Raw genomic sequence first — 22,941 nt, forward strand, 5'->3', positions numbered from 1 at the left:
ATTTTTATCCCGTAAAAATTACTTTTTTCAGTTATCTTAACTCTGGTTATCAGCTTTTTTGTAAATTCGAAAATAAGCACATATAGATGGAAGTCTTCGATCAGTTCCGGTTTAATATAATATTCATACCTGTCTTTATCACAAGTATACTTTTTTTGTTTCTTATTGTTTTGAGTAAAAAGAAAGACAATCAGTATGGGGAAAGATATTTCTATTATTTGGTCATCAGCTGCTTTGCCTATGCTGTTCTTTACAGTATGGAGATCATATCCACCAAATACGAGTACATCCTTGGCTTTTACAAGCTGGAATATTTGGGGGGCGTATTCCTCACCCCATTACTCTTGGCTTTTGTGCTGAAATATTCAGGAAATGAAAAATATTTAACCAAAACCAATCAGACTATCTTGTTTGGCTCAGCGGTATTTTTCTTGACGATGATTTTGACCAATTCATGGCATCACCTATTCTATAAATCATTCGATGTAGTCCAAAACGAATTCTTCTACCCTATTACTTTTGAGCCGGGAATCTTCCATTGGATTTATGGTGGCTACAACATCCTAATGGTGGTTATGGCAAATACCCTGTTGATAAGAATGATGCTGTTTGTCCCAAATGCATTCTCAAAACAGGTGTTTGTATTCGTGATTGCCTCACTAGTACCATGGCTTACCCATATAATTGATTTGTCTAATCTATACACCTATAAACTTGACTTAGTGCCTTTTTCATTGGCAATTAGTGCCATCTTTATGTACTGGGGATTATTCAAGCTCAACCTATTCAAGTCTATCCCGGTAGCATTTGAACAGATTTTCAACGAACTGAATGACGGAGTGATCATCCTGGATCCCCTTGGCAACATCATAGCCCAAAATAAAGCAGCATCAAAACTACTAGGCATCAAAACTTTACCTGAAAACCAAGAAATCATCAGTCTTTGGCCAATCCTCACACCTTATCTGGACATTCACAGCCAAACGGAGCCCTTAGAGTACCAACCCAATCCGAACCAAACTTTGCTGATCAAAAGGGAATCTGCGACAGTAAGTGATTCCCAAGAGTATTTGATCCATTACATTATGATTCGTGATATCACGATGGAAAAAGAATCTGAGGAACGTATCAGGTCAAATGAGCTGATGTTGAAATTGGTCAATGAAAACCTTCTCAGAAATGAAAAAATGCTCCAGTCAATCGCAATAGCGACAAAAGAGCTCCTCTCAAACCCTGATTTTTCAATTGCTACACAGAAAGCAATCACTTTGTTGGGAGAAGGAGCATGTGTAGATCGGGCTTATTTATTTGAAAACAGCATCGATGATGAAGGAAAGAGGTACAGCTCACAGCGATTCGAATGGAGTGCCAAGGATGTCCCACCAGAAATCAACAACCCTGAATTGCAAAACTTACCAATGGAACTCTACGGTGAGGCTGTTGCTTTTTTGGAGCAAAATCAAATCTACCAAGCTATAGTGTCGGAAATAAGTGATCAAGGGATAAAAGAGCTGCTGATAAACCAAGACATAAAATCAATTCTGTTAATCCCCATATTTATTGGTCAAAATTTTTGGGGGTACGTAGGGTTTGACGATTGTACCAATGAAAGAACCTGGAGTGAGGCAGAAGCTGCCCTTCTTTTGAGTTTTGCAGACAGCATCTCCAGTGCATTGGAAAGAAAAAACCTGGAACAAAGCTTGGTCAAATCCATGCAACAAGCAAGGGAAGCGAGTGTTGCCAAATCTGAGTTTTTGGCAAATATGAGCCACGAAATCCGAACGCCCCTTAATGGTGTCATTGGATTTTCAGACCTATTGATTCGAACAAGGTTGGACAAAACACAAAGGAGCTACCTCACGTCAATCACGCAGTCGGGTAACCTCCTTTTGGAATTGCTCAATGACATCTTGGATTTTTCCAAAATTGAGGCTGGAAAGCTTGAGCTAAGCCCAGTCCGACTAAATATCAAGGATATTGCTGAAGAAACACTCAACGTCATCAAACCAGCATCAGAAGTCAAAAACGTCAAGTTAATACTTTCGCTTGACTTGGATCTTCCAGAAACAATAATCCTAGATGTCACGAGGATCAAGCAAATATTGATAAACCTCCTCAGTAATGCAATCAAGTTTACAGATACGGGGGAGATAGAATTATCCATTCAGGTAAAAGAATTGAACCCACGGATCCAGAGATCAAAGATCATTTTTGCTGTGAGGGATACGGGGATCGGTGTTTCCAAAGAAAAGGAAAAGATCATTTTTGAAGCATTTGCCCAAGAAGACAACTCCACTACCAGAAAATATGGGGGCACAGGTCTGGGGCTTTCTATTTGCAATAAACTTCTCGAACTCATGGACAGCAAACTTGAGCTGGTTACCAAACCCATGGAAGGCAGCAAATTCTCCTTTGAACTCGAAGTGCCATTTGAAAATCATGAACCTAAAGTCGATAATGAAAAAACTGTCTCTACCTCAAGCACCATAGAACCTCCACCCCTAGCCACAGTCAACAAAAAATTCCTTCTGGTGGATGACAATGCCGTAAACATGCTATTGGCCAAGACCATTGTGAGAAACCTGGTGCCAAAAGCTACAATTTACGAAGCCAAAAATGGCTTGGAAGCCGTGCAAATGTTTCAGGCATATGCACCTGATATCATTTTCATGGATATCCAAATGCCTGAAATGAGTGGGTATGAAGCCACTATAGAAATCAGAAAAATTGAAAACAAAAACCTCCGGACTCCTATCATTGCACTGACTGCAGGAACAGTAAAAGGGGAGTACAACCGCTGTATAGAGGCAGGAATGGATGACTATCTCAGCAAACCTATCCTTGTATCTGATATTTCCGAGAAACTGTCCCAATATCTCAAAAACGACACCCCAAACAAACCCCAACTTTACGATTCCAAATTCGAGGAGTACAAAAATACCGATCCTGAATTTTTCAAAGAACTGATTGAAGTGAGCAGAAGGAATATTTCAGAGCTGCACAATACACTCTTAAAGCACGCAGCAGAGAAAAACCTGATCAAGCTAAAGCAAACGGGACATGCTTTAAAAGGGATAGCGCTCAACCTAGATTTGAAAAAACTATCGTATCTGTCCAGCGAAATCGAAAAATTGAAGGAATTCCCAGAACAATCCAAAAATGGCATCATCAAAGAAATTGACCAAGAAATACAAATCATCATGAAGAAATTGGATCATGAGGTCAGTAGTTTAGGTTAAAAAAAATGAGGCTGCCCCATAAAAACCCAAACAACTTCTGGAATCGAAAGTTGGGTTGTGGGACAGCCTCATCTTCAAGATTTATTTTTTGGCGACAGCCTCTACAGCCTCCCAAACCCTAAAAAAGTTTTTGTAACAAATTTTCTCCAAATCTTCTTTAGAATAACCCAGCTTCATCAATTCAGCAATTAGATTTGGGTACATAGAAGCATCTTTCAGCCCTTCGGGCAAAGTATCTCCCACCCCGTCAAAATCCGATCCCAGACCTACATAATCTATCCCTACCAATTTGACCACATGGTCAATATGCTCTGCAACTTTCGAAACATGGACTGTCGGTTTGTTGTCAGCCATATAGTTACCGATGTATTCCATTGCAGCAGAATCTCTTCTCTCAAGGCCATTTTCTTCCAACCAAGCCTGGATATGGGTACGGTTTTCGGCATTCTTTTCAGAATATGCCTGATCCACAAAGCTCCCTCCAAATGTAATCATGACCATCCCATCCTTTTCGGCTATTTTTTTGATGATTTCATCAGATACATTTCTCTCAAAACCAGGAGTAAACTGCCTCACTGAGCTATGGGTAGCCACAATTGGCGCAGAACTGATTTCCGCAACATCAAAAAACGTCTTGTCTGTAATATGGGAAACATCTATGATCATCCCCAAGCGATTCATCTCCCTCACTACTTCTTTTCCAAACTCACTCAGCCCTCCATGTGTCTCCGTATCATCATAAGAAGAATCCCCCACCAAATTATCCTTGCCATGGGTCAAGGTCATGTACCGGATCCCCTTGTCAAAGAAATAGCCCACATTCTCCAGGTTATCTTCAATAGCTGCTGCATTCTCAATACCCATAGGGAGTGAGAGCAAGCCATTTTTGAAGTTCTCTTCAATGTCTCTTGGAGATTTGGCCAGCGCCAAGCGATCCGGCCATGTGCTGACCAACCGTTCAACCATCATAATCAAAGTATCCGCCAATTCTTTGGCTCCCCCCTTTTCCTGATAACCAGCAGGAATATAAATCGCCATGAATGGCGCATCCATTCCCCCTTCTTTTGCCCGAACATAATCAATATTGCCTTGATCGCTTCTATTGATAAAGTCATATACATCTCCAGACATTGTATTACCCGTATTGTACATTCTGTAGGGTAAGTCCATGTGACCGTCTACCAAAATGGTACTTTTTGTGAACTCTTTGGCAAGCTCAATCCTCTCTTCGTCGGTCAACAGTGCGTAATCTACTTCTCCATCCTTTTCACTGCATGACATCGATAGCGCAATACTGAATACTATTGGTAAGATCTTCTTCATAATGATTTAGGTTTTAAAACCAATTTATACAATCAAGAAGATATTACATTTACAAGATTTATAAACGGTTGAAATAAAGGGTAAAACAGAACCCTATCTCTATAGGAGTGCCAAAACCAGACATCTTCCCTTCTGCAACGTTGGGTTACCCCATCGAAAAAGATATTTAAAGGCTTATTGGGATATTGTCAAATGACGAAATATTTCTGTTTATTTCAACCAAACTTCGAACTATCCCACTTCCGGTTCATTGAACTCCTCATGTAATCAATCTACCGGATAACCCTTCGCAGCCCACCAGATACCTCCCAAGATGTGTTTCATAAAATTGTCATCTTGAAAAGCCCAATCTGTATGGCCCAAAGCCGTATAAAAAACCCTGCCTCCATCATACTCGTGTGTCCAAGCCAGTGGATGAAAATCCCCCATACCATCTTTGGCTTCATAGGTTTTTTCGTCTGCGGTGATCAGGACATTTACTTCTGGATTGAAATTTTTGAAAGCATAGATTTCATCTGACCAAATCCATTTTTCAGGTAAATGATACGTGGCAGGATGGTTTCTATTGATCACATTGAGCTTCAATGTCTGCTGATGGGGATGGTTGAGAAACTGGGCACCGATCAGTTTGGTAAACCACGGCCATTCGTATTCAGTATCGGTGGCGCTGTGAATCCCAACTATTCCTTTGCCACTCTGTACGAATTTTTCTATGCTCTTTTTCTGTTCTTCATTGAATATTGTCCCAGTAGTACTCATTAAGATGATGACATCATAGCCAGCCAAGTTTTTGTCAGTGATATGTGCTTCGTCTTCCGTGGTGTAGATTTGGAACACATTGTCTTTGGCGAGTTTTTTAAGAGCCACGACACCATCAGGGATTGATTGGTGGCGAAACCCCTTGGTTTTGCTGAATACCAAGACTTTGAATTGATTCTGCGAAAAAGAAACTTCGCTGGTGCAGAATAAAATCGAAAATGTCAGCAAAAATGGAATGAGATAGGTTTTTAGGTTCATTGTCAATAGGTTTAAAGTTTCAAGCTAACAAATGATTTTCAAAAAGTGAAGTGGTTTTTGAAGAAAGGGAAATGGTTTTATGTCTAAACCAAAATATGTCTATGGAATCTAATTTACTCATTTTTCACAAACACAAAGTATCGGAGATACTTTAGTCGCCTTTAGGCGAAACCAAACCTATCGGTCTTTAGCCGATACTAGTCTAGTTCCCAAGAAGATTTACTTCACCAACTCCGCCAAGAGCAAAGTGTACTTTCCTCCTGCTTTGGTACCAATCAGAAATTGTGAGCCACCGTCCCTGAGCTTGTACTTTTTCTTGAACTCATCTGCTGAGAGGATATAGTTTCTTGTGATCACATTTACCTTTCCGGTAGGAACTAGGTGTTTTAATTCTTTTTTTGGATTGGAGATCTCCTGAATTACCCTGAATACCCGCCCTGGAATCTGACTTTTGGGTAAGTGCTGGGATGTATAGAGATGGCTATTCGGATGCAGTTTTTTCAGGTCGAATTTAACTCCAAATACTTTAAAAGCTCCTGCTTTCAAGATGCTTCCCATTGGCTCAATAAGGTATTGTCCAATCGATCCAAAATTGCTTTCTGACTTTTCCTCTTCTTCAAAAGTGAAAGAAAAAGAACGCCCACCATCGGGATGAAGGTCCATACAATGGATTTTTCTTTGGACATCCTCCACTGTCTTTTTCCATAAAAGCAAGATTTCCTTGACCTCGTTGCGTACAGAGATTGTCCAGATCTCTTGGACTTCGGGGATTTCGATCAGCGCCTGCTTGATATCCAGCATTGGGGAGGCTTTGATCAAAACCGCATTGGCTTTCGATTTCATCAAATCCCAATATCGAACCACATCGGGTTCACAGTCGGCAAGTTTGTAGAGTTTTTGATTTGCCCCTCCTCGACGTGCAGGGTCTACATAGATGAGATCGAAGGTTTCTTGATATGAACTTAGAAACTCCAAGCTATCTCCATTGACTACCGTGAATTTATTGGGAGAGAGCTGCTCAAAGTTATGGTGGGCAATGCGCGCCAATTCATCTTGCCGCTCGCAATATGTAGCTTTCTCAAAATTTCCGGAAAGAAAAAACGTGTCTACACCAAAACCGCCTGTGAGGTCAACCATGGATTCCCCATTGACCAATGTTGACTTGAACTTGGCTGTTTCTTCTGATGAAGCTTGCTCCATGGAGATGGAAGCGGGGAAAAGTAAATTGGGGTTTGAAGCCCAAGAGGGGATTTTGCTTTTTGCTTTTTGCCTGGCTGAAATCTGCTGAATAGCCAGCTTGATGTCAAAATCAGTTTTGCCAGCATATTTAAAAAGTAAATGTGCAGGATCTTCCCAAAGATGATCCTGCACAAATTTTATCATTGATTCGGTATAGATATGCTCTATGCCCAATTTTACACCAAGCTATGCGCTACCAAATATTCTGCGATTTGTACGGCATTGGTAGCGGCACCTTTTCTAAGGTTATCTGCTACGATCCACATATTGAGTGTATTTGCCTGTGACTCATCCCTTCTCAATCGACCTACAAATACTTCATCTTTTTTGTGTGCCGTCAATGGCATCGGGTACACATTGTTGGCAGGATCATCCTGAACGATGATTCCTGGAGCCGATGCAAGCAACGCTTTCACCTCTTCCAAGTCGAAATCTTTGTGGAATTCCACATTGACAGCTTCAGAGTGACCACCCATCGTAGGGATTCTGACCGTGGTGGCAGTTACCTGGATGTTGTTGTCATTGAAGATTTTCTTGGTTTCGTTGATCATTTTCATCTCTTCTTTGGTGTAGCCATTTGGTTGGAATACATCAATATGTGGAAGTACGTTCAGATCAATTTTGTGTGGATAAACCATGTCTGCCTTTTCACCTGCACGCTCTGCCATCATCTGATCCACAGCTGCCTTTCCAGTACCTGTCACAGATTGATAAGTGGAAACTACGATCCTTTTGATGCCATACTTTGCCCTCAATGGCTCCAAAGCCAAGACCATCTGTATGGTAGAGCAATTTGGATTGGCAATGATTCTGTCATCTATACGAAGGTCTTTTGCATTGATTTCAGGCACTACCAGTTTCTTGGTAGGATCCATTCTCCAAGCAGAAGAGTTGTCTATTACAATGGTGCCTGCTTCAGCAAACAGCGGTGCCCATTCTTTGGAAGTATCACCACCAGCCGAAAAAATAGCGATGTCAGGCTTCTCAGAAACTGCCTGTTTGAGTCCAATTACCGTATATTCATTTCCCTTGAAAGTCATCTTCTTCCCTGCGGATCTTTCACTTGCTACCAAGAGTAATTCATCAAATTGGAAATTGTGCTCTGCCAGCACTTCTAGGATTTCTGAGCCTACCAATCCGGTAGCTCCTACAACGGCTAGTTTCATTTTAATAGTTTTTGAATTGTTTGAATTTAAACCGCAAAGGTAAGGTAAGATTTTTCAAAATGAACCTTTATGGCGGTGATAATTGCTTAAACATCAAATATATGTTGGATGGTTTGCCTATTTTGGAATAAAATTGATTTAAACGTTTATTTTCCAAACATATTGAAGGTGATTTGCTATTTTTAATTCATGAGGATCCTTCTTTTTGTATGGAGTTTCATTGCTTTTTCCATACTAGGCTGTAGTTTTTTCAAACAAGCCGAAACTTTTGCCCAAAATCAGGATTTTGAAAGCAACTTTGAGATTGTAAACCATCCTGATGAATTTTTGCCATTTTGGTCCGCCAATGAGGTCAGAAGCACTTCGGCTAGGATCTTTCAAGCCAATCAGGAAGGAAGAAACAATTCCCGGGCTCTGGCTGTACAACCCATTGGGAGTTTTGATGGACTGATTTATAGCCGGATTAATTTACAGGATTTGGTCTCGCCTAAAATTGCTTTTTTTGCCAAAACAAACCAAAATGGAGCTGGAAATAGACCAGCGATCGTTTTGGTTTCATTTTCCTTGGACCAAGATCTATATTCAAATGCAATCCAAGTCGGAAATGACGATACTTTTGGCAATCGGAACTCGGATTATCACTTGTATGAAATAGCTGTCCCGGAAGAATTTTGGGAGGAAGAAATTGTTTATTTGAAAATAGAAGTGAAGTTTGGATCTGGCACTGGATCAGCAGCGAGGTTTTTTATGGATGATTTTGGGGTATATTCTGGAGATGAGCAAGTAGATCCAATCCGTGTGAAAGAAGCATTGATCCTTCACCCATATGCAATCCAAGTGACTTTTGACAGATACATCCAACAATTCGACCTGTCCCAGGCAAGCCCTCAAGGCTTGGAAATTGAATCCATAGATTTTATCGATGAAAATGAAATAACCATACACACACCCACCCCTATCCCAAAAGGGATTTTTCAGCTTTTATTTGAAAATATAAAAGACATAAACAATGCAGTGACTGAAGAGGCCACAATTCTGGTGGATAACACAAAAATTCAAATAGGTGAAATACTCATAGAGAACCCCTATACAATACGTCTCGGTTTCAGTCAGAATTATTTGGAGTCAGATGTAAGCCAGACATCCAAGTTGATGGTCAATGGATCGAACCCGAAATCTATCAGTCTCCATGGAGATGGCTACACGGTATTGTTGGAATTGGCAACACAACTTGAACGGGATCAACTGATAAACATCGAAACCCAAGGGATCCAAAACATTGCCCAAGAACTGGGGCTTCCCCAAGGCCGCACTTTTTACTATTTGGATGGGATTGAGTCGATGGCAGCGATTGGAGAAAACCAAATCAGCTTCACAAACATAAGCGAGCTGGACTATGCATCATTTGGAGTTGACGATTTTTCCATTGTTGATGGAGAATTTGGGTTCTCGGAAATCATTGTTTCAGCAGATAAGATTTCCTTTGATTTAATTTCCAAAGAGTCATTTGAAGAGAGTGTATCCTATACGATCGAAATCCCTCCGAGAAAAACTATCCGCGGCAAACAGTTGCATGGCTCTTTTAGGGATTTTGTATGGGATGCTACTCCCCCAGAGGTCGTAAGGGTGGATGGGATTGGAGATAGAGAAATATTGGTGATTTTTTCAGAACCTATAGACCCTGTTTTTGCAGTGATTCTAAGCTACTACAAAATCAATGGCCAAGAGCCTATCGAATCCCATATCCAAGGAAACAGAAATTCTGTAATCTTAAAATGGGGTTTTGGTTTTGAAGATAACCAAGAATATGTTTTACAAATAGAAAACATCCCCGATCTGGCAGGTAACGTAATAGAAAAAATCGATTTCAATTTCCTCTTTGAGCCTCCCGTGGGTGTAGCTTTCAAAAACCTCATCATCAATGAAATCATGCCGGCTCCAAGGCCGGGAAACACATTGCCAAATGTCGAATATGTGGAAATATATAACCCCAGCCCAGACCCTATAGCATTGGGAGGCTTTCAATTGGCCAATTCGAGGAGAGCCACAACACTTCCTTCTGAAGTGATATTGCCGGAGCAGTACATCATCCTATGCCCAAGAACCCAAATTCAACAATTTACCAGATATGGCCACGTGATTGGCTTGACAAACTGGCCCACTTTGCTGAATTCTGCAGATCAAATCAAGCTATACGATAATGATGGAGGAGTCTTAGACAGTTTGAATTACACAACTGCAAGTTATGGAGGGAGTTCATTTGCTTCTAGTGGATACAGTTTGGAAATTGTCAATCCACTTATCGATTGTAATTTGACCGGTAATTTGAAAACTTCCATTGCAACAGAAAGGGGAACTCCGGGAAAGGTCAATTCTGTGTTTGATGTGACCCCAGACCGAAGCAGTCCGATCCTGATAAGCTCAAGTGTTATTTCAGACAACCAGGTTGAATTGTTTTTCTCGAAAATTTTAAGTCCCAATTTGGAGAATTTGATTTGGGAATTTAGCCCTAACTTGACAATCCAGTCTATAGAAATGGGAATTGGGCAAGAGACTTTGGTCTTGACATTCGAGGAAAACATCAAAGAAGGCACACAATACCGGGTGAAATTGACTGGGTTGAGAGACTGTATCGGAAACAGTATTCGAGATGGTGAAAATGAAAGCAGTTTCACAATTCCATCCTTGGCCGAGATTGGTGATGTTGTCATCAATGAAGTACTGTTCAATGCCAATACTGGTGGACCCAAATTTGTTGAGATTCATAACCAATCCGACAAATTCATCAATCTGAAAGATTGGAAATTGGCAAACCTAAATTCGTCCGGAGAAATTGCAAACAGAAGATCTGTTTCAAGTGAAGACCTGATTATACCCCCACATGAATTCTTGGTTTTTACCACAGATACCGAAAGATTGGCTTCTGAATATCCCAAAGGAATCAGATCAAAATATATACAGTTAAGCTCACTTCCCAGCTACCCCCAAGCATCAGGCAATGTGGTGTGGCTAGATCCTGACGAGGCAATTTCAGAGATTTTCTCCTATTCTGAAAAAATGCACCATAGGCTGTTGAAAGAAGTCCGGGGAGTATCACTGGAAAGACTGTCTCCCAAGGAATCGGTGGATAATCCTGAGAATTGGAAATCTGCCTCCGCTTCAGTAGGCTATGCAAGTCCGGGATATAGAAATTCCAATGTATTTGAAGAAATAGATGATTTTGGCATAGAAATACAGCCCAAAGTATTCGTGCCGGATGCGGCAGGGGAGCAAAACTTCACCCAGATTTCCTATAAAATGGATCAGTCGGGAAAACTTGCAACCATGAGGATATATGCTGTCAATGGGCAATTGGTCCGGGAAATCTGCCAAAACGAAATTTGGGGGACTACCGGTTTTTACACCTGGGACGGTACAGACTCCGATAGCAGGAAAGTGAGGCCAGGGTACTATATCCTTACAGTAGATTTATTCGACTTGGAAGGAAATGTGATCCAAATCAAAAAAACTTTGGTAGTAGGAGCCAAAATCCAATAATTATTACCCATTTATAAAAATAATTCTTATATTAAGACAGTTAACCTCAAACCCAAACCAAAATGAACCAAGACATCGTAACCAATACCCTCAAGACCTATTTTCTGGAAAAAGGCAAAACCATTAAAGTAATCCAACGATATTTAAGGATCAAATACCGTCTGATGATGGACGAAAAACTGTTGGAAAAAAGGATTCAAAACATCTCAGTAAATTAAAAACCGCACTAGTGCGGTTTTTTTATTTTTGATTTCAAAAACCTAGGTGTATTTTAGGGGCTTTTAAACCCAAGGGGTATAAAAAGAGTATACCACAACATAAACACTAAAACTATGAGTCAAGACCAAAAAACTGCATATTCTCCAGACGAGCTGAAAGAGTTTGAAGAAATAATATTACAAAAATTGGGCGTTGCAAAGTCGGAGTTGAACTCATTGAAAGAAACACTGAGCAAGAAAAACGACAGTGGTACTGATTTCACAGCATCTACATCCAAGCTTTTGGAAGATGGGGCAGATACTCTTGAAAGAGAAAACATGAGTCAACTGGCTGCCAGACAGCAGAAATTCATCATCAACTTGGAAAATGCCTTGGTAAGAATCAAGAATGGCACCTATGGTGTATGTGTGGATACAGGAAAGTTGATTGCGAAAGACAGGTTGAAAGCTGTGCCACATACAATGCATTCCATAGAAGCTAAATTGGCAAAAAAATAAATTGGATTTCCTACACAGACATATTGAAGCACTGGTGTTTTGCGCACCCACTCCGATAAGCATGGAAGATTTACAAAAATGCTTATCGGAAATGTTTGAATCAGATGTACCTAAAGAACATATTTTGACTGCTTTGAATGAATTGCAGTCAAAATATGAATCCGAAGACTTCTCTTTTTCTTTGGAACATGTGGCTGGTGGGTATCAATTTTTGACCAAACCAGCCTACCAGGCCAGTATTTCAATTTTGCTCAAACAACAATCCCAAAAAAGACTATCTACCGCCCAACTGGAAACACTTTCCATTATTGCCTACAAACAGCCAGTCACAAAAACGGAAGTCGAACAAATCAGGGGTGTAAGTTGCGACTACTCCATCCAAAAACTTTTGGAAAAAGAACTGGTCACCATCAAAGGAAAATCTGAAAGCATAGGCAGACCGATATTGTATGGTACAAGTGAAAAATTTATGGAGTATTTTGGGATCAATTCACTTTCGGACCTGCCCCAGCCAAAAGACTTCTCTGCCGAAGAGAATCAAATAGGGGAAGCCAAGGAATAGGAGGTTTACCTGACTTTCACTTCTGCATGGCAGGAGATCAGATACTTTCTTCCAGTATCCAGTTCCATGCACAGAACCCGGGTTCTTCGTGTTTCCAATTTTTCAAAAACCCTTCCCCGGATTTCAAACACAGTACCGGATTTGATTTGCTGTAGTAGTTGTATGCCCTCTTCTTTGGCTTCTTTGTCAAATTTCCTCAACTCTACCATCAGAAAATAATCTGAAACAGAGCTTGCTTTTGGATTCCGCATATGTCTTTTCAAATGGATCAAAACCTCGATCGGAAAAATCTTTGGATCCAACATTGGCATCATCAACTTTTGAAATGTCAGCTTCCATTCCCTCCCATGCGGCTTGATATTGAGTCCGTACATCGCAAATGCATGATAATGGGCGACCTCATGGATGTAGGTAATCAAAAATTGAAATGGGTTAAGGTCATGGTTGATCGTGATGGTTTGGGTCTTTCTGTCACTTCGATATCTGAAATCGCCCAGCTTCGAACTTCTCGTATTGGTAATGTAGAAATTAAAGGGCTTTTCTTTCCAAATATCATAGCAATAATTGACAGCCCCTTCCGGCAAATGTTTTTGAAATGCTTTAAAAAATGCCTGATCATTATTCATGCTGCTAATATACAGCCAAGCTTAATTGCCATTTACAATGTGCCTGTTTTTTAGATAAAAAATTACAGAAAAAATCTATCCAACCACAAAAAATCATGATATTGACATAGGTGTTTGTCGGGGCATTGAAGAATATGAAATAAAATACACATATTGGATCACATTCTTAATATTTACGGAGGAACTAATGCTTTCTATTTCTCCTTATTTCCAATTAAAGCACTTTGTTTCGTGTTGATTTTGCTTCACAGACAAGTAAGAAAACAGACCGGATGAAATTTTACGAACAACCAGAAGATTTATACTTAGCCCTTTTTGAAGTGGTACAGATGAGTGGTGTTTTTGCGGACTCCAAGACCTTTGTGGATTGCATTCCAAAGCGGGATGCCAATACCATTTTGACCGACTTTTATCGTGCTTTGAAGCAAAAGGACTTTGATCTATTGACCTTCATCAAGCAGAATTTCATCATCCCAAAGGAAAATGACGAAATCATCATGGATATGCCAAAGGGGATTTCTTTGGAAGAAAGACTGAAAATCCAATGGCAATACCTCACAAATGAAGCGGATGAAGAAGTCGAAGGGTCCAGCTTGATCCCATTGCCAAATCCGTACATTGTACCTGGGGGTAGATTCCAGGAGATATATTATTGGGACAGTTATTTTACCATGTTGGGACTCAAGGCTTCCGGACGGGTAGACCTGATCGAATCCATGGTGGAAAATTTCGCCCATTTGATCCGCACAGTCGGCCATATTCCCAATGGCAATAGAACCTACTTTCTGTCACGTTCCCAACCACCATATTTTGCCAAAATGGTAGAGTTGTTGGCAGATGCAAAAGGGGATAAAGATATCATCAAAAAATATCTGACAGAAATATGGGTTGAATATCTTTTCTGGATAGAAGGTGAGACTGAGATCCCCCTACCCGGCAAATACTACAAACGTGTGGTAAGAATGGATGACGATACCGCATTGAACAGGTATTGGGATGATGAAAATACACCAAGGGCAGAATCCTATGTGGAGGATATAGAACTTTCTGATCAATCCAGACGATATCCAGAAAAACTGTTCAGAAATATACGGGCAGCATGTGAGTCTGGGTGGGATTTTAGCTCCAGATGGCTTTACGATCCCATGGATTTGAAAAGTGTCCAAACCATAGCCCTGATCCCGATCGATCTGAATGTGTTGCTCTCGGAGACAGAAAGGATTATCATCGAATCGATGGAACTCTATGGTGAGGACGAACAGGTTATTGCCAGGATGAAAAACTTCAGAAAGAATAGGATTGAGGGGATAGAGCGCTATTGCTGGGAACAAGACCGCGGGATTTTCTTGGATTATCATATCAAATTCAAGGAAAAAGTTGACCGTCCATCATTGGCAATGCTCTATCCACTGTGGGCAAATACAGCTACCCCAAGCCAAGCAAAAAGGGTGTTGGATTATGTGGAATACCATTTTCTCCGGGACGGGGGACTCGTCACGACAGAAATCAACTCCGGCCAGCAATGGGATGCGCCAAATGGCTGGGCTCCTTTGCAGTGGATTGGGTTTCAGGCCATGCTGAACTATGGAAGAGAAGATATGGCAAAAACCTTGGCTGAAAGGTGGACAAAACTCAATGAATCCGTATTCGAAAGAACGGGGAAAATGATGGAAAAATACAACGTCGAAGACCTTAGCCTGGAAGCGGGAGGTGGAGAATATCCAGTCCAAGACGGTTTTGGATGGACCAATGGAGTATACTTGGCGATGAAGGAGTGGTTGAGAGAGAATGGCTGAAAGCTAAGTTGATTTGTCAAACATGAAATATGAATAGAGGCATTATATTATCGCAACAACATATTGAAAATAAAATTTACAATGTGCGAGGCCTACAGGTAATGTTAGATAGTGACTTGGCAGAGATGTATGAAGTTTCTACTGGTAGGTTGAATGAACAAGTAAAGCGAAACATTGAGCGTTTTCCTGATGATTTTATGTTTCAGCTTACACAAGAAGAATGGAACAACTTGATATCGCAAGAAGCGAAACCAAATCTAAGATCGCATTTTGCGATCTTAGAAAATAGGCAAGGAAAGCACCGAAAATATTTGCCATATGCTTTCACTGAACAAGGTGTTTCGGGTTTATCTGGCATATTGAAGAGTCAAGCAGCAGCCAATATGCACGTTGCGATTATGCGTGCTTTTGTTCAAATGAGGAAGTTTATAAACGACAACTTAGGGCTAATGCAGCGAATGGATGTTATCGAACGCAGACAATTGGAAACTGACCAAAAATTTGAGAAAGTATTTAAAGCCCTTGAAAGAAAAGACATCATTCCATCCCAAGGCATTTTCTTTGACGGACAAGTATTTGATGCTTATGAATTGGCTTCCAAAATCATCCGCTCTGCCAAGAAAAATATTGTGTTGATTGATAACTATATAGACGAAACAACCTTGACCCATTTAGCCAAGAAAACAAAAGCGGTAAATGTTCTTTTATTGACCAAAACAATTTCTAAGCAATTGGCCTTAGACGTAAAAAAAGCCAATGAACAATACAGTAATTTTGAACTCAAAACCTTTACCCAAAGTCATGACAGATTTTTGATAACCGACGGGGAAGAAGTTTATCACCTCGGTGCCTCATTAAAAGATCTGGGTAAAAAATGCCTGCCTGCCGGACAGGCAGGGTTTGCCTTTTCCAAAATGGACAAAATTCTGGTAAATAGTATTTTAAAAGAAGTTGACTTATGAAAAAATTGAAAATAATTGTATTTGCAATAGCTCTATTTAGTTGTGGGCTTGCACTTGGACAAAATGAACCACATGCTTTTTACTTGACATGGCAAGAGGATCCTACTACGACCATTACGATAGATTGGCATACTGATGAGACTGCCTCTTCGGAAATAAACATCAGGAGAAAAGGACTAGATGAATGGTCTAAAGTGGAAAGTGATGTGCTTCCTTATCCTTTTTCCGAAAGGCTCGTCCACAGGGCAAGTATCAAGAACCTAAGGCCTGAAACTTCCTATGAAATCAAGTTTCCCGGATCTGAAGAAGTTTACTATTTCAATACCCTCCCATTAAGCTTGGATAAGCGATCTTTGAAAATTGCCATCGGGGGTGATTCCATGCATAGAAAAGAATGGCTGGAAAAAACCAATAAAGTAGTCGCTTCCTATGAGCCTGACTTTATCATCATCGGGGGAGATATGGCATACGAAAATGGCTTGGCAGACAATGTGGAAAGAATTTATGATTTTTTTGATTCCTACAAAAATACCCTCGTGACAGCAGACAATAGGATATTGCCTTGCATCGTAGCTGTTGGGAACCATGAAGTTGTCGGAGGATATCATACCAAACACAATGGGTACGAACAGACGGATGCATTTAGGAGTAGAATCGCACCTTATTTTTATGCCTTGTTCCCATTTCCGGGACAACCGGGATACAATGTGCTGGACGTAGGAACGTATTTGAGTTTGATTATCCTGGATACAGAGCATTCCAATCCCATTCTGGGTGTGCAGACAGAATGGTTGGAAAAGACCTTGGCAGAAAGGAAGCATGTACTTCATAGAATTCCGGTTTACCATGTACCTGCCTATCCTTCTGTCCGAAAATATGAAGATAATACACAGACTTTGGTACGGGAAAATTGGGTTCCTATTTTTGAGAAAAATGGAATCAAGTTGGCTTTTGAGAATCACGACCATGCGTATAAGAGAACTTTTCCAATATTGGATGGGGAAGTAAACCAAGGAGGGATTGTGTATGTAGGTGACGGCTCTTGGGGTACTGAGCCTCGTGAAATCCACGATGTCGCAAGCACTTGGTATCTCAAAAATGCCCAATCTATCAATGCATTTACACTTCTGACTTTGGAAGGAAGTCAATTCAGCTTGGTATCCATAGATTCTGATGGGAATATCATCGATAGTTTTCCCGAAAATCCTCTGGCGAAATAAACCATTTGCAATATTCAGATTCCAATGTTGGTTATTTCTTTTTAGTTTAGGGCATGGAAAGAAAAATCGCACTTGTCACAGGAGCTACTTCTGGGATAGGCAAAGCTACGGCTATTGCTTTGAGCAATTTGGGATATAATATCATAGCCACTGGAAGGAGAAAAGATAGATTGGAGATCCTGAAGGCAGAACTGCCGGATGACATAGGATTGCTCACCCTTTGCTTTGATGTCAGAGATAAGGAGGCCGTAAAAAAAGCCATATCCGGCATACCAGATCAATGGAGGGATATAGATGTCCTGATCAACAATGCAGGAAATGCACATGGTATGGATCCAATTCAATCAGGCTCACTTGAGGATTGGGATGCGATGATAGATATCAATGTAAAAGGCCTTCTGTATGTGTCGCACGAAATCATGCCAATCATGATCAAAAGGAAGTCAGGAATCATCGTCAATATTGGTTCGATCGCAGGCAAGGAAGTATATCCCAACGGGAATGTATACTGTGGCTCCAAACATGCTGTCGATGCGATTACCAATGGAATGAGGATAGATCTAAATCCATTTGGAATCAAGGTCATTGGAATACATCCCGGATTGGTAAAGACTGAGTTTTCATTGGTCAGATTCAAAGGTGATGCAAATAAATCAGACACGGTCTATCAGGGATTTGAACCATTGCTTCCCGAAGATGTCGCTGAGACTATTGCCTTTGCAGTAAGTAGGCCAAAGCATGTGGTTTTGGCAGATATTGTCATGTTCCCTACAGCCCAGGCTTCAGCCACCATCGTCAATAAAAACCAAAAACCATGAAAATTCGAAATGTAGATTACTTGGTAATAGCGCTATTTCTTGTTCTTGCCTGTGAAAGTAAAGCACCGGAAAGCGATGTTTTGGAATTTGAAAAACCAGTGCAATCAGATGAATCAATACAGGAAGAAGAAATTATCCTTGTAGAAGATGAATTCATTGGTGAATTGGAGCAGCGATTGATTGATGCTGGTTTGGTGGATGTCGCCACTGTGATCCCAGATATATATGTGGATTTGAAGTATTCTACTACAGACAATTTCTTTGGAAAAGATGTCTATGGAGATTTGACTCGATGCTATGTTCAGCCCATTGTAGCAGAAATGTTGCTCAAATCCCACCAAAAACTAAAGGAGGAGCATCCAGAATTGACATTTCTGGTCTATGATGGCGTTCGCCCACAGTCAGTTCAGCAGATTCTTTGGGATAATTTGGATAAGCCCGATAGCATCAAGCCGCTCTATGTCGCCAATCCACAAGTAGGTGGATTGCATAATTTTGGAGTAGCTGTGGATTTGACTTTGGCAGATCAAGAAACAGGGGAGGCACTGGACATGGGGACTGGATATGATTATTTTGGCTACCCAGCCTATCCTGATAGAGAAGGCCAAATGCTCAAAGAAGGAAAAATCACCAAAGAGCATATCTCAAACAGGGAAATCCTGAGAAAAGTAATGAAGCATGGAGGTTTCTCAGGGATAGGTTCAGAATGGTGGCATTTCAATGCCTTCTCCAGAAAAGCAGCCGCCGAGAAATTTGGGATGGTGAAGTAGAGTAGGTAAGTAAATTGTATAACTAATTATTGAGTACAAATTCAAATGTCAGAAGAACAAAAGAAAATATTAGAGCAACAACTCTGGAACATAGCCAACACGCTACGGGGAAAAATGAATGCCGATGAATTCCGGGATTACATTTTGGGATTTATTTTTTATAAATATTTGGCTGAGAAAATGGAAATTTACGCCAATGCCATTCTACAACAAGACAATATTCAATTCAGAGACATCCAAGAGCATACTCCCGATGGACAAGCTTACATTGATGCCATCAGGGAAGAATCTTTGGAAACATTAGGCTACTTTCTAAAACCTTCAGAATTGTTTGGCGAGATAGCAAAACGAGGAAATAGTGGAAGCAACAATTTCATCCTTGAAGATTTGCAAAAGATATTGACCAACATACAGTTAAGCACGATGGGAACACAAAGTGAAGAAGACTTTGAAGACCTTTTTTCTGATATGGATCTTAATAGCAATAATCTTGGCCGAACTGCAGATGCCCGAAATGCTCTTATAGTAAAAGTGCTATTGCATCTAGATGAGATTGACTTCAAGCTTGAGCATACAGAACTGGATGTTTTGGGCGATGCCTACGAATACCTAATCGGTCAGTTTGCCAGTGGTGCAGGCAAAAAGGCAGGAGAGTTCTACACGCCGCAAGAGGTTTCTAAAATCCTGGCAAAGATTGTTACTACTGGCAAAAACAGGTTGAAATCGGTGTATGATCCCACTTGTGGTTCTGGGTCGTTACTTTTGCGTGTTGCCCGAGAGGTAAAAGATGTCAATAACTTCTATGGTCAGGAAATGAACCGCACCACATACAACCTTGCCCGAATGAATATGATTCTGCACGGGGTGCATTATCTAAAGTTCAACATCAAGCAAGAAGATACTTTGGAACACCCTCAGCATCTGAACGATATGCCATTTGAGGCGATAGTGGCCAACCCGCCGTTTTCCGCAAATTGGAGTGCCAACCCTCTGTTTTTGAACGATGATCGTTTCAGTCAGTATGGGAAGCTGGCTCCGGCAAGCAAAGCAGATTTTGCATTTGTACAGCACATGATTTATCATCTTGCAGAGAACGGTACAATGGCGATTGTATTGCCGCATGGTGTTTTGTTCCGTGGAGCAGCTGAATTACATATCCGTAAATACCTTATCGAACAGAAGAATTATTTGGATGCCGTAATTGGATTGCCAGCAAATATTTTCTACGGTACCAGCATCCCGACTTGTATTTTGGTTTTCAAAAAATGTAAGGAAGATCCAGATCATATTTTATTTATAGATGCCAGCAAGGAATTTGAAAAGGTGAAAAACCAAAACATGCTGAGAGAGGAACACATCGATAAGATTGTGGAAACCTATCGCAAAAGAACAGCAATTGAAAAATACAGTCATTTGGCGACATTGCAGGAAGTCGCAGAAAATGACTATAACCTGAACATTCCACGCTATGTGGACACTTTTGAGGAAGAAGAAGCAATCGATATCCAAGTCGTGATGGCAGAAATAAAAACCTTGGAAGCCAAACGTGCTGAATTGGACAAAGAGATTGATGTGTATTTTAAGGAATTGGGCCTTTTTTTTTAATTTTTCATATCCTTAATGTTTTTACTAACGAAAATTGAATTATCGAGATGGCGAATAAAAAATTAAAAGTAGGCAACGTTCAAAGATACAGGAAATCCAAACATCCCACAGCTGAGATTTCCGGGGTTTGAGGGGGAGTGGGAGGTGAAAAGACTGGGTGATTTAATGGGGTTCAAAGTAACAAATTCGTTTTCTCGTGATAACTTAAATTACGAAATTGGTGCTGTTAAAAATATTCATTATGGTGACATTCATACTAAATTTCAAACCCTTTTTGATATTACAAATGAAATCGTTCCTTTCATTAATGAAGAAATGAATATTGCCAGAATTTCGGAAGATAATTACTGTAAAGAGGGGGATATAATTCTTGCTGATGCTTCTGAAGATTTGAATGATGTAGGTAAAAGTATCGAAGTTGTAAATCTAAATGATGAAAAGCTACTGTCAGGATTACATACTTTATTAGCGAGACCAAAAGAAAATATTTTCCATTTAGGCTTTAATGGCTACTTATTCAAATCCAATCAAGTTAGAACTCAAATCCAAAAAGAATCTCAAGGATCAAAAGTTTTAAGTATCAATGTCGGACGGATTTCAAAAATTGAATTATCATTCCCTTCTATACAAGAACAAGAAAGAATAACTGCTTTACTGAGGTTGTTGGAAGAGCGTATCCATACTCAAACAAAATAATTGATCGATTGGAATCCTTAATCCGAGATCTCAGAAATCAGGTATTTAAACATAAAATGAGATTTAAAAATGAAAATGGAAGTCCTTTTTCAGAATGGGAAACATATAATTTGAAAGATATTTCAGAAAGAATTACACAGAAAAATTCAGATAATAACCAAAATGTATTAACCATATCTGCACAGTTGGGATTGATAAGCCAACTTGAATTTTTCAATAAATCTGTTTCCGCAAAAGACGTTTCGGGATATTACCTTTTAACATTAAATGATTTTGCTTACAATAAAAGTTATTCGAATGGTTATCCAATGGGAGCTATAAAAAGACTGAAAAGATATGAGAAAGGAATTGTTTCAACGTTATATATCTGTTTTCGTTTCACTGAAATAGTGAGTAATGATTTTATAGAGCAATATTTTGAATCAGGAATCCAAAATGTAGAAATTGAAAAGATAGCGCAAGAAGGTGCCCGAAATCACGGTCTTTTAAATGTTGGGGTCGCAGATTTTTTTAATATTGAAATAAATATCCCACCTCTTAATGAACAAAAACGAATAGCATCATTCCTAACTTCAATTGACCAAAAAATCCAAACAGAAAAAGCAATTTTAGAACAACTTGAAAATCAGAAGAAATATTTGCTGCAAAATATGTTTTGTTAATCATTATCCACCGATAAAAAAACAACAGGTCGCTCCGATGGGCTTTGGTTATGGATTTATTTTTTACAAACAGTTCGTCCCTATTGGACTTTATCAAGCTCCATCGGAGCAAACTGTTTGTAGCAGCAGAAATGAATGTTTTGTTTTTAGCTCCATCGGAGCGACCTGTAAATTAACGCCCCATTAATACAAAAAACGAATTTTTATGGGGCGATTTTGTTTACAAACGGTTTTTTATAAAATGCTTTCTGTAGAAAGCAAAAAACATGCAATAATGCTTTTTAAACAAAGCAAAATAGAGCCATCATTCCTGTATGGCTTTTTGTATTAGCATATTATCATACAAATAGATTTTGCAATAAAAACTTTTTCTGTTCTTCTAATTTTTGTAAAAGCTTAGTTTCTACATCAATTTTTGTGTCAATAGATGAAAGGAAATTGGCGATTTTGGTTTGTTCTTCTTGAGAAGGTACTGAAATTTTGAATTTTGAAAATTCTGACTTATTAATAATTGGCATTGTAGATGAACTCTGTATGGATTTTATAAATTCAGAAATATTTTCTACAGCATAGAATACAAATTCATTATTAAAGTTTGAATAAGGGATAATGGAATTTATTTGTTGATTTGTAACACAAGGGTTTACAGATAAGCTCATTTTCCCAATTGATGCAATACAAGTAAACATTATGCTTTTTGGTGGGAGGATTTTTAGTTTTTCAGTTCTTTTAATTGTTCGTTCAGTGGAGTTTTGGTATTTGCTTTCAGATATATCTGTAGGAGTAACAAACTGTATATCTCCATTCCACAATCCTAAATCCTTTGTACTTGGTGTTTTGCCAGTAATTATTTGTCCAATATCTCCAAGCATCAAGATTTCCCACTCGGGAAATTCATTCCCATTATCACCCTTAAACCTCAATTGTTGAGAAAATATCTCCCTAGCAACGCTAACTTTAAATGCATTGACACCCTCAATTATTTTG

Annotated in this window: 19 protein-coding genes; 13 read left to right on the forward strand and 6 right to left on the reverse strand. The window is 39.7% G+C overall.

The features are described from left to right. Positions 1-86 precede the first annotated feature (86 nt). The gene (locus ACFSKL_RS05330) at positions 87-3,239 is read left to right on the forward strand and encodes a histidine kinase N-terminal 7TM domain-containing protein (RefSeq protein WP_376884137.1); all 3,153 of its coding nucleotides are present in this window, start codon (positions 87-89) and stop codon (positions 3,237-3,239) included. An 81-nt stretch (positions 3,240-3,320) separates the two neighbouring features. Here the strand turns inward: ACFSKL_RS05330 and ACFSKL_RS05335 are convergent, their stop codons facing one another. The 4 genes from ACFSKL_RS05335 to ACFSKL_RS05350 form a co-directional block, all read right to left on the reverse strand. After that, a complete protein-coding gene (locus tag ACFSKL_RS05335; protein WP_376884139.1) occupies positions 3,321-4,562 on the reverse strand; it encodes a dipeptidase in 1,242 nt (413 codons plus the stop codon). A 267-nt stretch (positions 4,563-4,829) separates the two neighbouring features. Continuing rightward, positions 4,830-5,579 carry a ThuA domain-containing protein gene (locus tag ACFSKL_RS05340; RefSeq protein ID WP_376884141.1) on the reverse strand — a complete coding sequence of 250 codons (750 nt, stop codon included), beginning with the start codon at positions 5,577-5,579 and terminating at the stop codon, positions 4,830-4,832. Positions 5,580-5,798: 219 nt separating this feature from the next. After that, a complete protein-coding gene (locus ACFSKL_RS05345) occupies positions 5,799-6,962 on the reverse strand; it encodes a THUMP-like domain-containing protein (RefSeq protein ID WP_376884143.1) in 1,164 nt (387 codons plus the stop codon). Positions 6,963-6,994: 32 nt separating this feature from the next. Continuing rightward, positions 6,995-7,984: an aspartate-semialdehyde dehydrogenase gene (locus ACFSKL_RS05350; RefSeq protein WP_376884145.1), complete on the reverse strand. Its 990-nt coding sequence runs from the start codon at positions 7,982-7,984 to the stop codon at positions 6,995-6,997. 189 nt (positions 7,985-8,173) lie between these two features. Between ACFSKL_RS05350 and ACFSKL_RS05355 the strand changes: the two genes are divergently transcribed. The 4 genes from ACFSKL_RS05355 to scpB all read left to right on the forward strand — a co-directional run bounded on the left by ACFSKL_RS05355 (position 8,174) and on the right by scpB (position 12,799). Next, positions 8,174-11,521 carry a lamin tail domain-containing protein gene (locus tag ACFSKL_RS05355; RefSeq protein ID WP_376884146.1) on the forward strand — a complete coding sequence of 1,116 codons (3,348 nt, stop codon included), beginning with the start codon at positions 8,174-8,176 and terminating at the stop codon, positions 11,519-11,521. A 62-nt stretch (positions 11,522-11,583) separates the two neighbouring features. Next, positions 11,584-11,739 carry a hypothetical protein gene (locus tag ACFSKL_RS05360; RefSeq protein ID WP_376884148.1) on the forward strand — a complete coding sequence of 52 codons (156 nt, stop codon included), beginning with the start codon at positions 11,584-11,586 and terminating at the stop codon, positions 11,737-11,739. A 114-nt stretch (positions 11,740-11,853) separates the two neighbouring features. Continuing rightward, positions 11,854-12,237, forward strand: a complete 384-nt coding sequence (locus ACFSKL_RS05365; RefSeq protein ID WP_241274436.1) for a TraR/DksA family transcriptional regulator — start codon at positions 11,854-11,856, stop codon at positions 12,235-12,237. A gap of 1 nt (position 12,238) precedes the next feature. Continuing rightward, complete coding sequence (gene scpB, locus ACFSKL_RS05370; protein WP_376884150.1) at positions 12,239-12,799, forward strand: SMC-Scp complex subunit ScpB; 561 nt, start codon at positions 12,239-12,241, stop codon at positions 12,797-12,799. A gap of 5 nt (positions 12,800-12,804) precedes the next feature. On the opposite strand, the gene ACFSKL_RS05375 is transcribed toward scpB, so the two are convergent. Continuing rightward, a complete protein-coding gene (locus ACFSKL_RS05375) occupies positions 12,805-13,425 on the reverse strand; it encodes a SprT-like domain-containing protein (protein ID WP_376884152.1) in 621 nt (206 codons plus the stop codon). Between the two features lie 272 nt (positions 13,426-13,697). On the opposite strand from ACFSKL_RS05375, the gene treF reads away from it, so the two are divergent. From treF to ACFSKL_RS05415, 8 genes are all read left to right on the forward strand, one after another. Beyond that, positions 13,698-15,221 carry an alpha,alpha-trehalase TreF gene (treF, locus tag ACFSKL_RS05380; RefSeq protein ID WP_376884154.1) on the forward strand — a complete coding sequence of 508 codons (1,524 nt, stop codon included), beginning with the start codon at positions 13,698-13,700 and terminating at the stop codon, positions 15,219-15,221. Between the two features lie 29 nt (positions 15,222-15,250). Next, positions 15,251-16,183, forward strand: a complete 933-nt coding sequence (locus ACFSKL_RS05385) for an ORF6N domain-containing protein (protein WP_376884155.1) — start codon at positions 15,251-15,253, stop codon at positions 16,181-16,183. After that, a complete protein-coding gene (locus ACFSKL_RS05390; RefSeq protein WP_376884156.1) occupies positions 16,180-17,403 on the forward strand; it encodes a purple acid phosphatase family protein in 1,224 nt (407 codons plus the stop codon). The genes ACFSKL_RS05385 and ACFSKL_RS05390 overlap by 4 nt, the downstream gene beginning before the upstream one ends. Positions 17,404-17,456: 53 nt before the next feature. Continuing rightward, complete coding sequence (locus tag ACFSKL_RS05395; protein ID WP_376884157.1) at positions 17,457-18,221, forward strand: SDR family NAD(P)-dependent oxidoreductase; 765 nt, start codon at positions 17,457-17,459, stop codon at positions 18,219-18,221. Then, positions 18,218-18,991 carry a M15 family metallopeptidase gene (locus ACFSKL_RS05400; protein ID WP_376884158.1) on the forward strand — a complete coding sequence of 258 codons (774 nt, stop codon included), beginning with the start codon at positions 18,218-18,220 and terminating at the stop codon, positions 18,989-18,991. The genes ACFSKL_RS05395 and ACFSKL_RS05400 overlap by 4 nt, the downstream gene beginning before the upstream one ends. A gap of 45 nt (positions 18,992-19,036) precedes the next feature. Next, positions 19,037-20,596: a type I restriction-modification system subunit M gene (locus ACFSKL_RS05405; protein ID WP_376884159.1), complete on the forward strand. Its 1,560-nt coding sequence runs from the start codon at positions 19,037-19,039 to the stop codon at positions 20,594-20,596. Between the two features lie 144 nt (positions 20,597-20,740). Further along, positions 20,741-21,292 carry a restriction endonuclease subunit S gene (locus ACFSKL_RS05410; RefSeq protein ID WP_376884161.1) on the forward strand — a complete coding sequence of 184 codons (552 nt, stop codon included), beginning with the start codon at positions 20,741-20,743 and terminating at the stop codon, positions 21,290-21,292. 56 nt (positions 21,293-21,348) lie between these two features. After that, positions 21,349-21,954, forward strand: a complete 606-nt coding sequence (locus ACFSKL_RS05415; RefSeq protein WP_376884163.1) for a restriction endonuclease subunit S — start codon at positions 21,349-21,351, stop codon at positions 21,952-21,954. A 338-nt stretch (positions 21,955-22,292) separates the two neighbouring features. On the opposite strand, the gene ACFSKL_RS05420 is transcribed toward ACFSKL_RS05415, so the two are convergent. Beyond that, positions 22,293-22,941: restriction endonuclease subunit S (locus ACFSKL_RS05420; RefSeq protein ID WP_376884165.1), on the reverse strand; the 649-nt coding region annotated here is incomplete at its 5' end.

Origin of the sequence: Belliella marina (assembly GCF_042682445.1) — a bacterium.
Taxonomy (GTDB): Bacteria; Bacteroidota; Bacteroidia; order Cytophagales; family Cyclobacteriaceae; genus Belliella; species Belliella marina.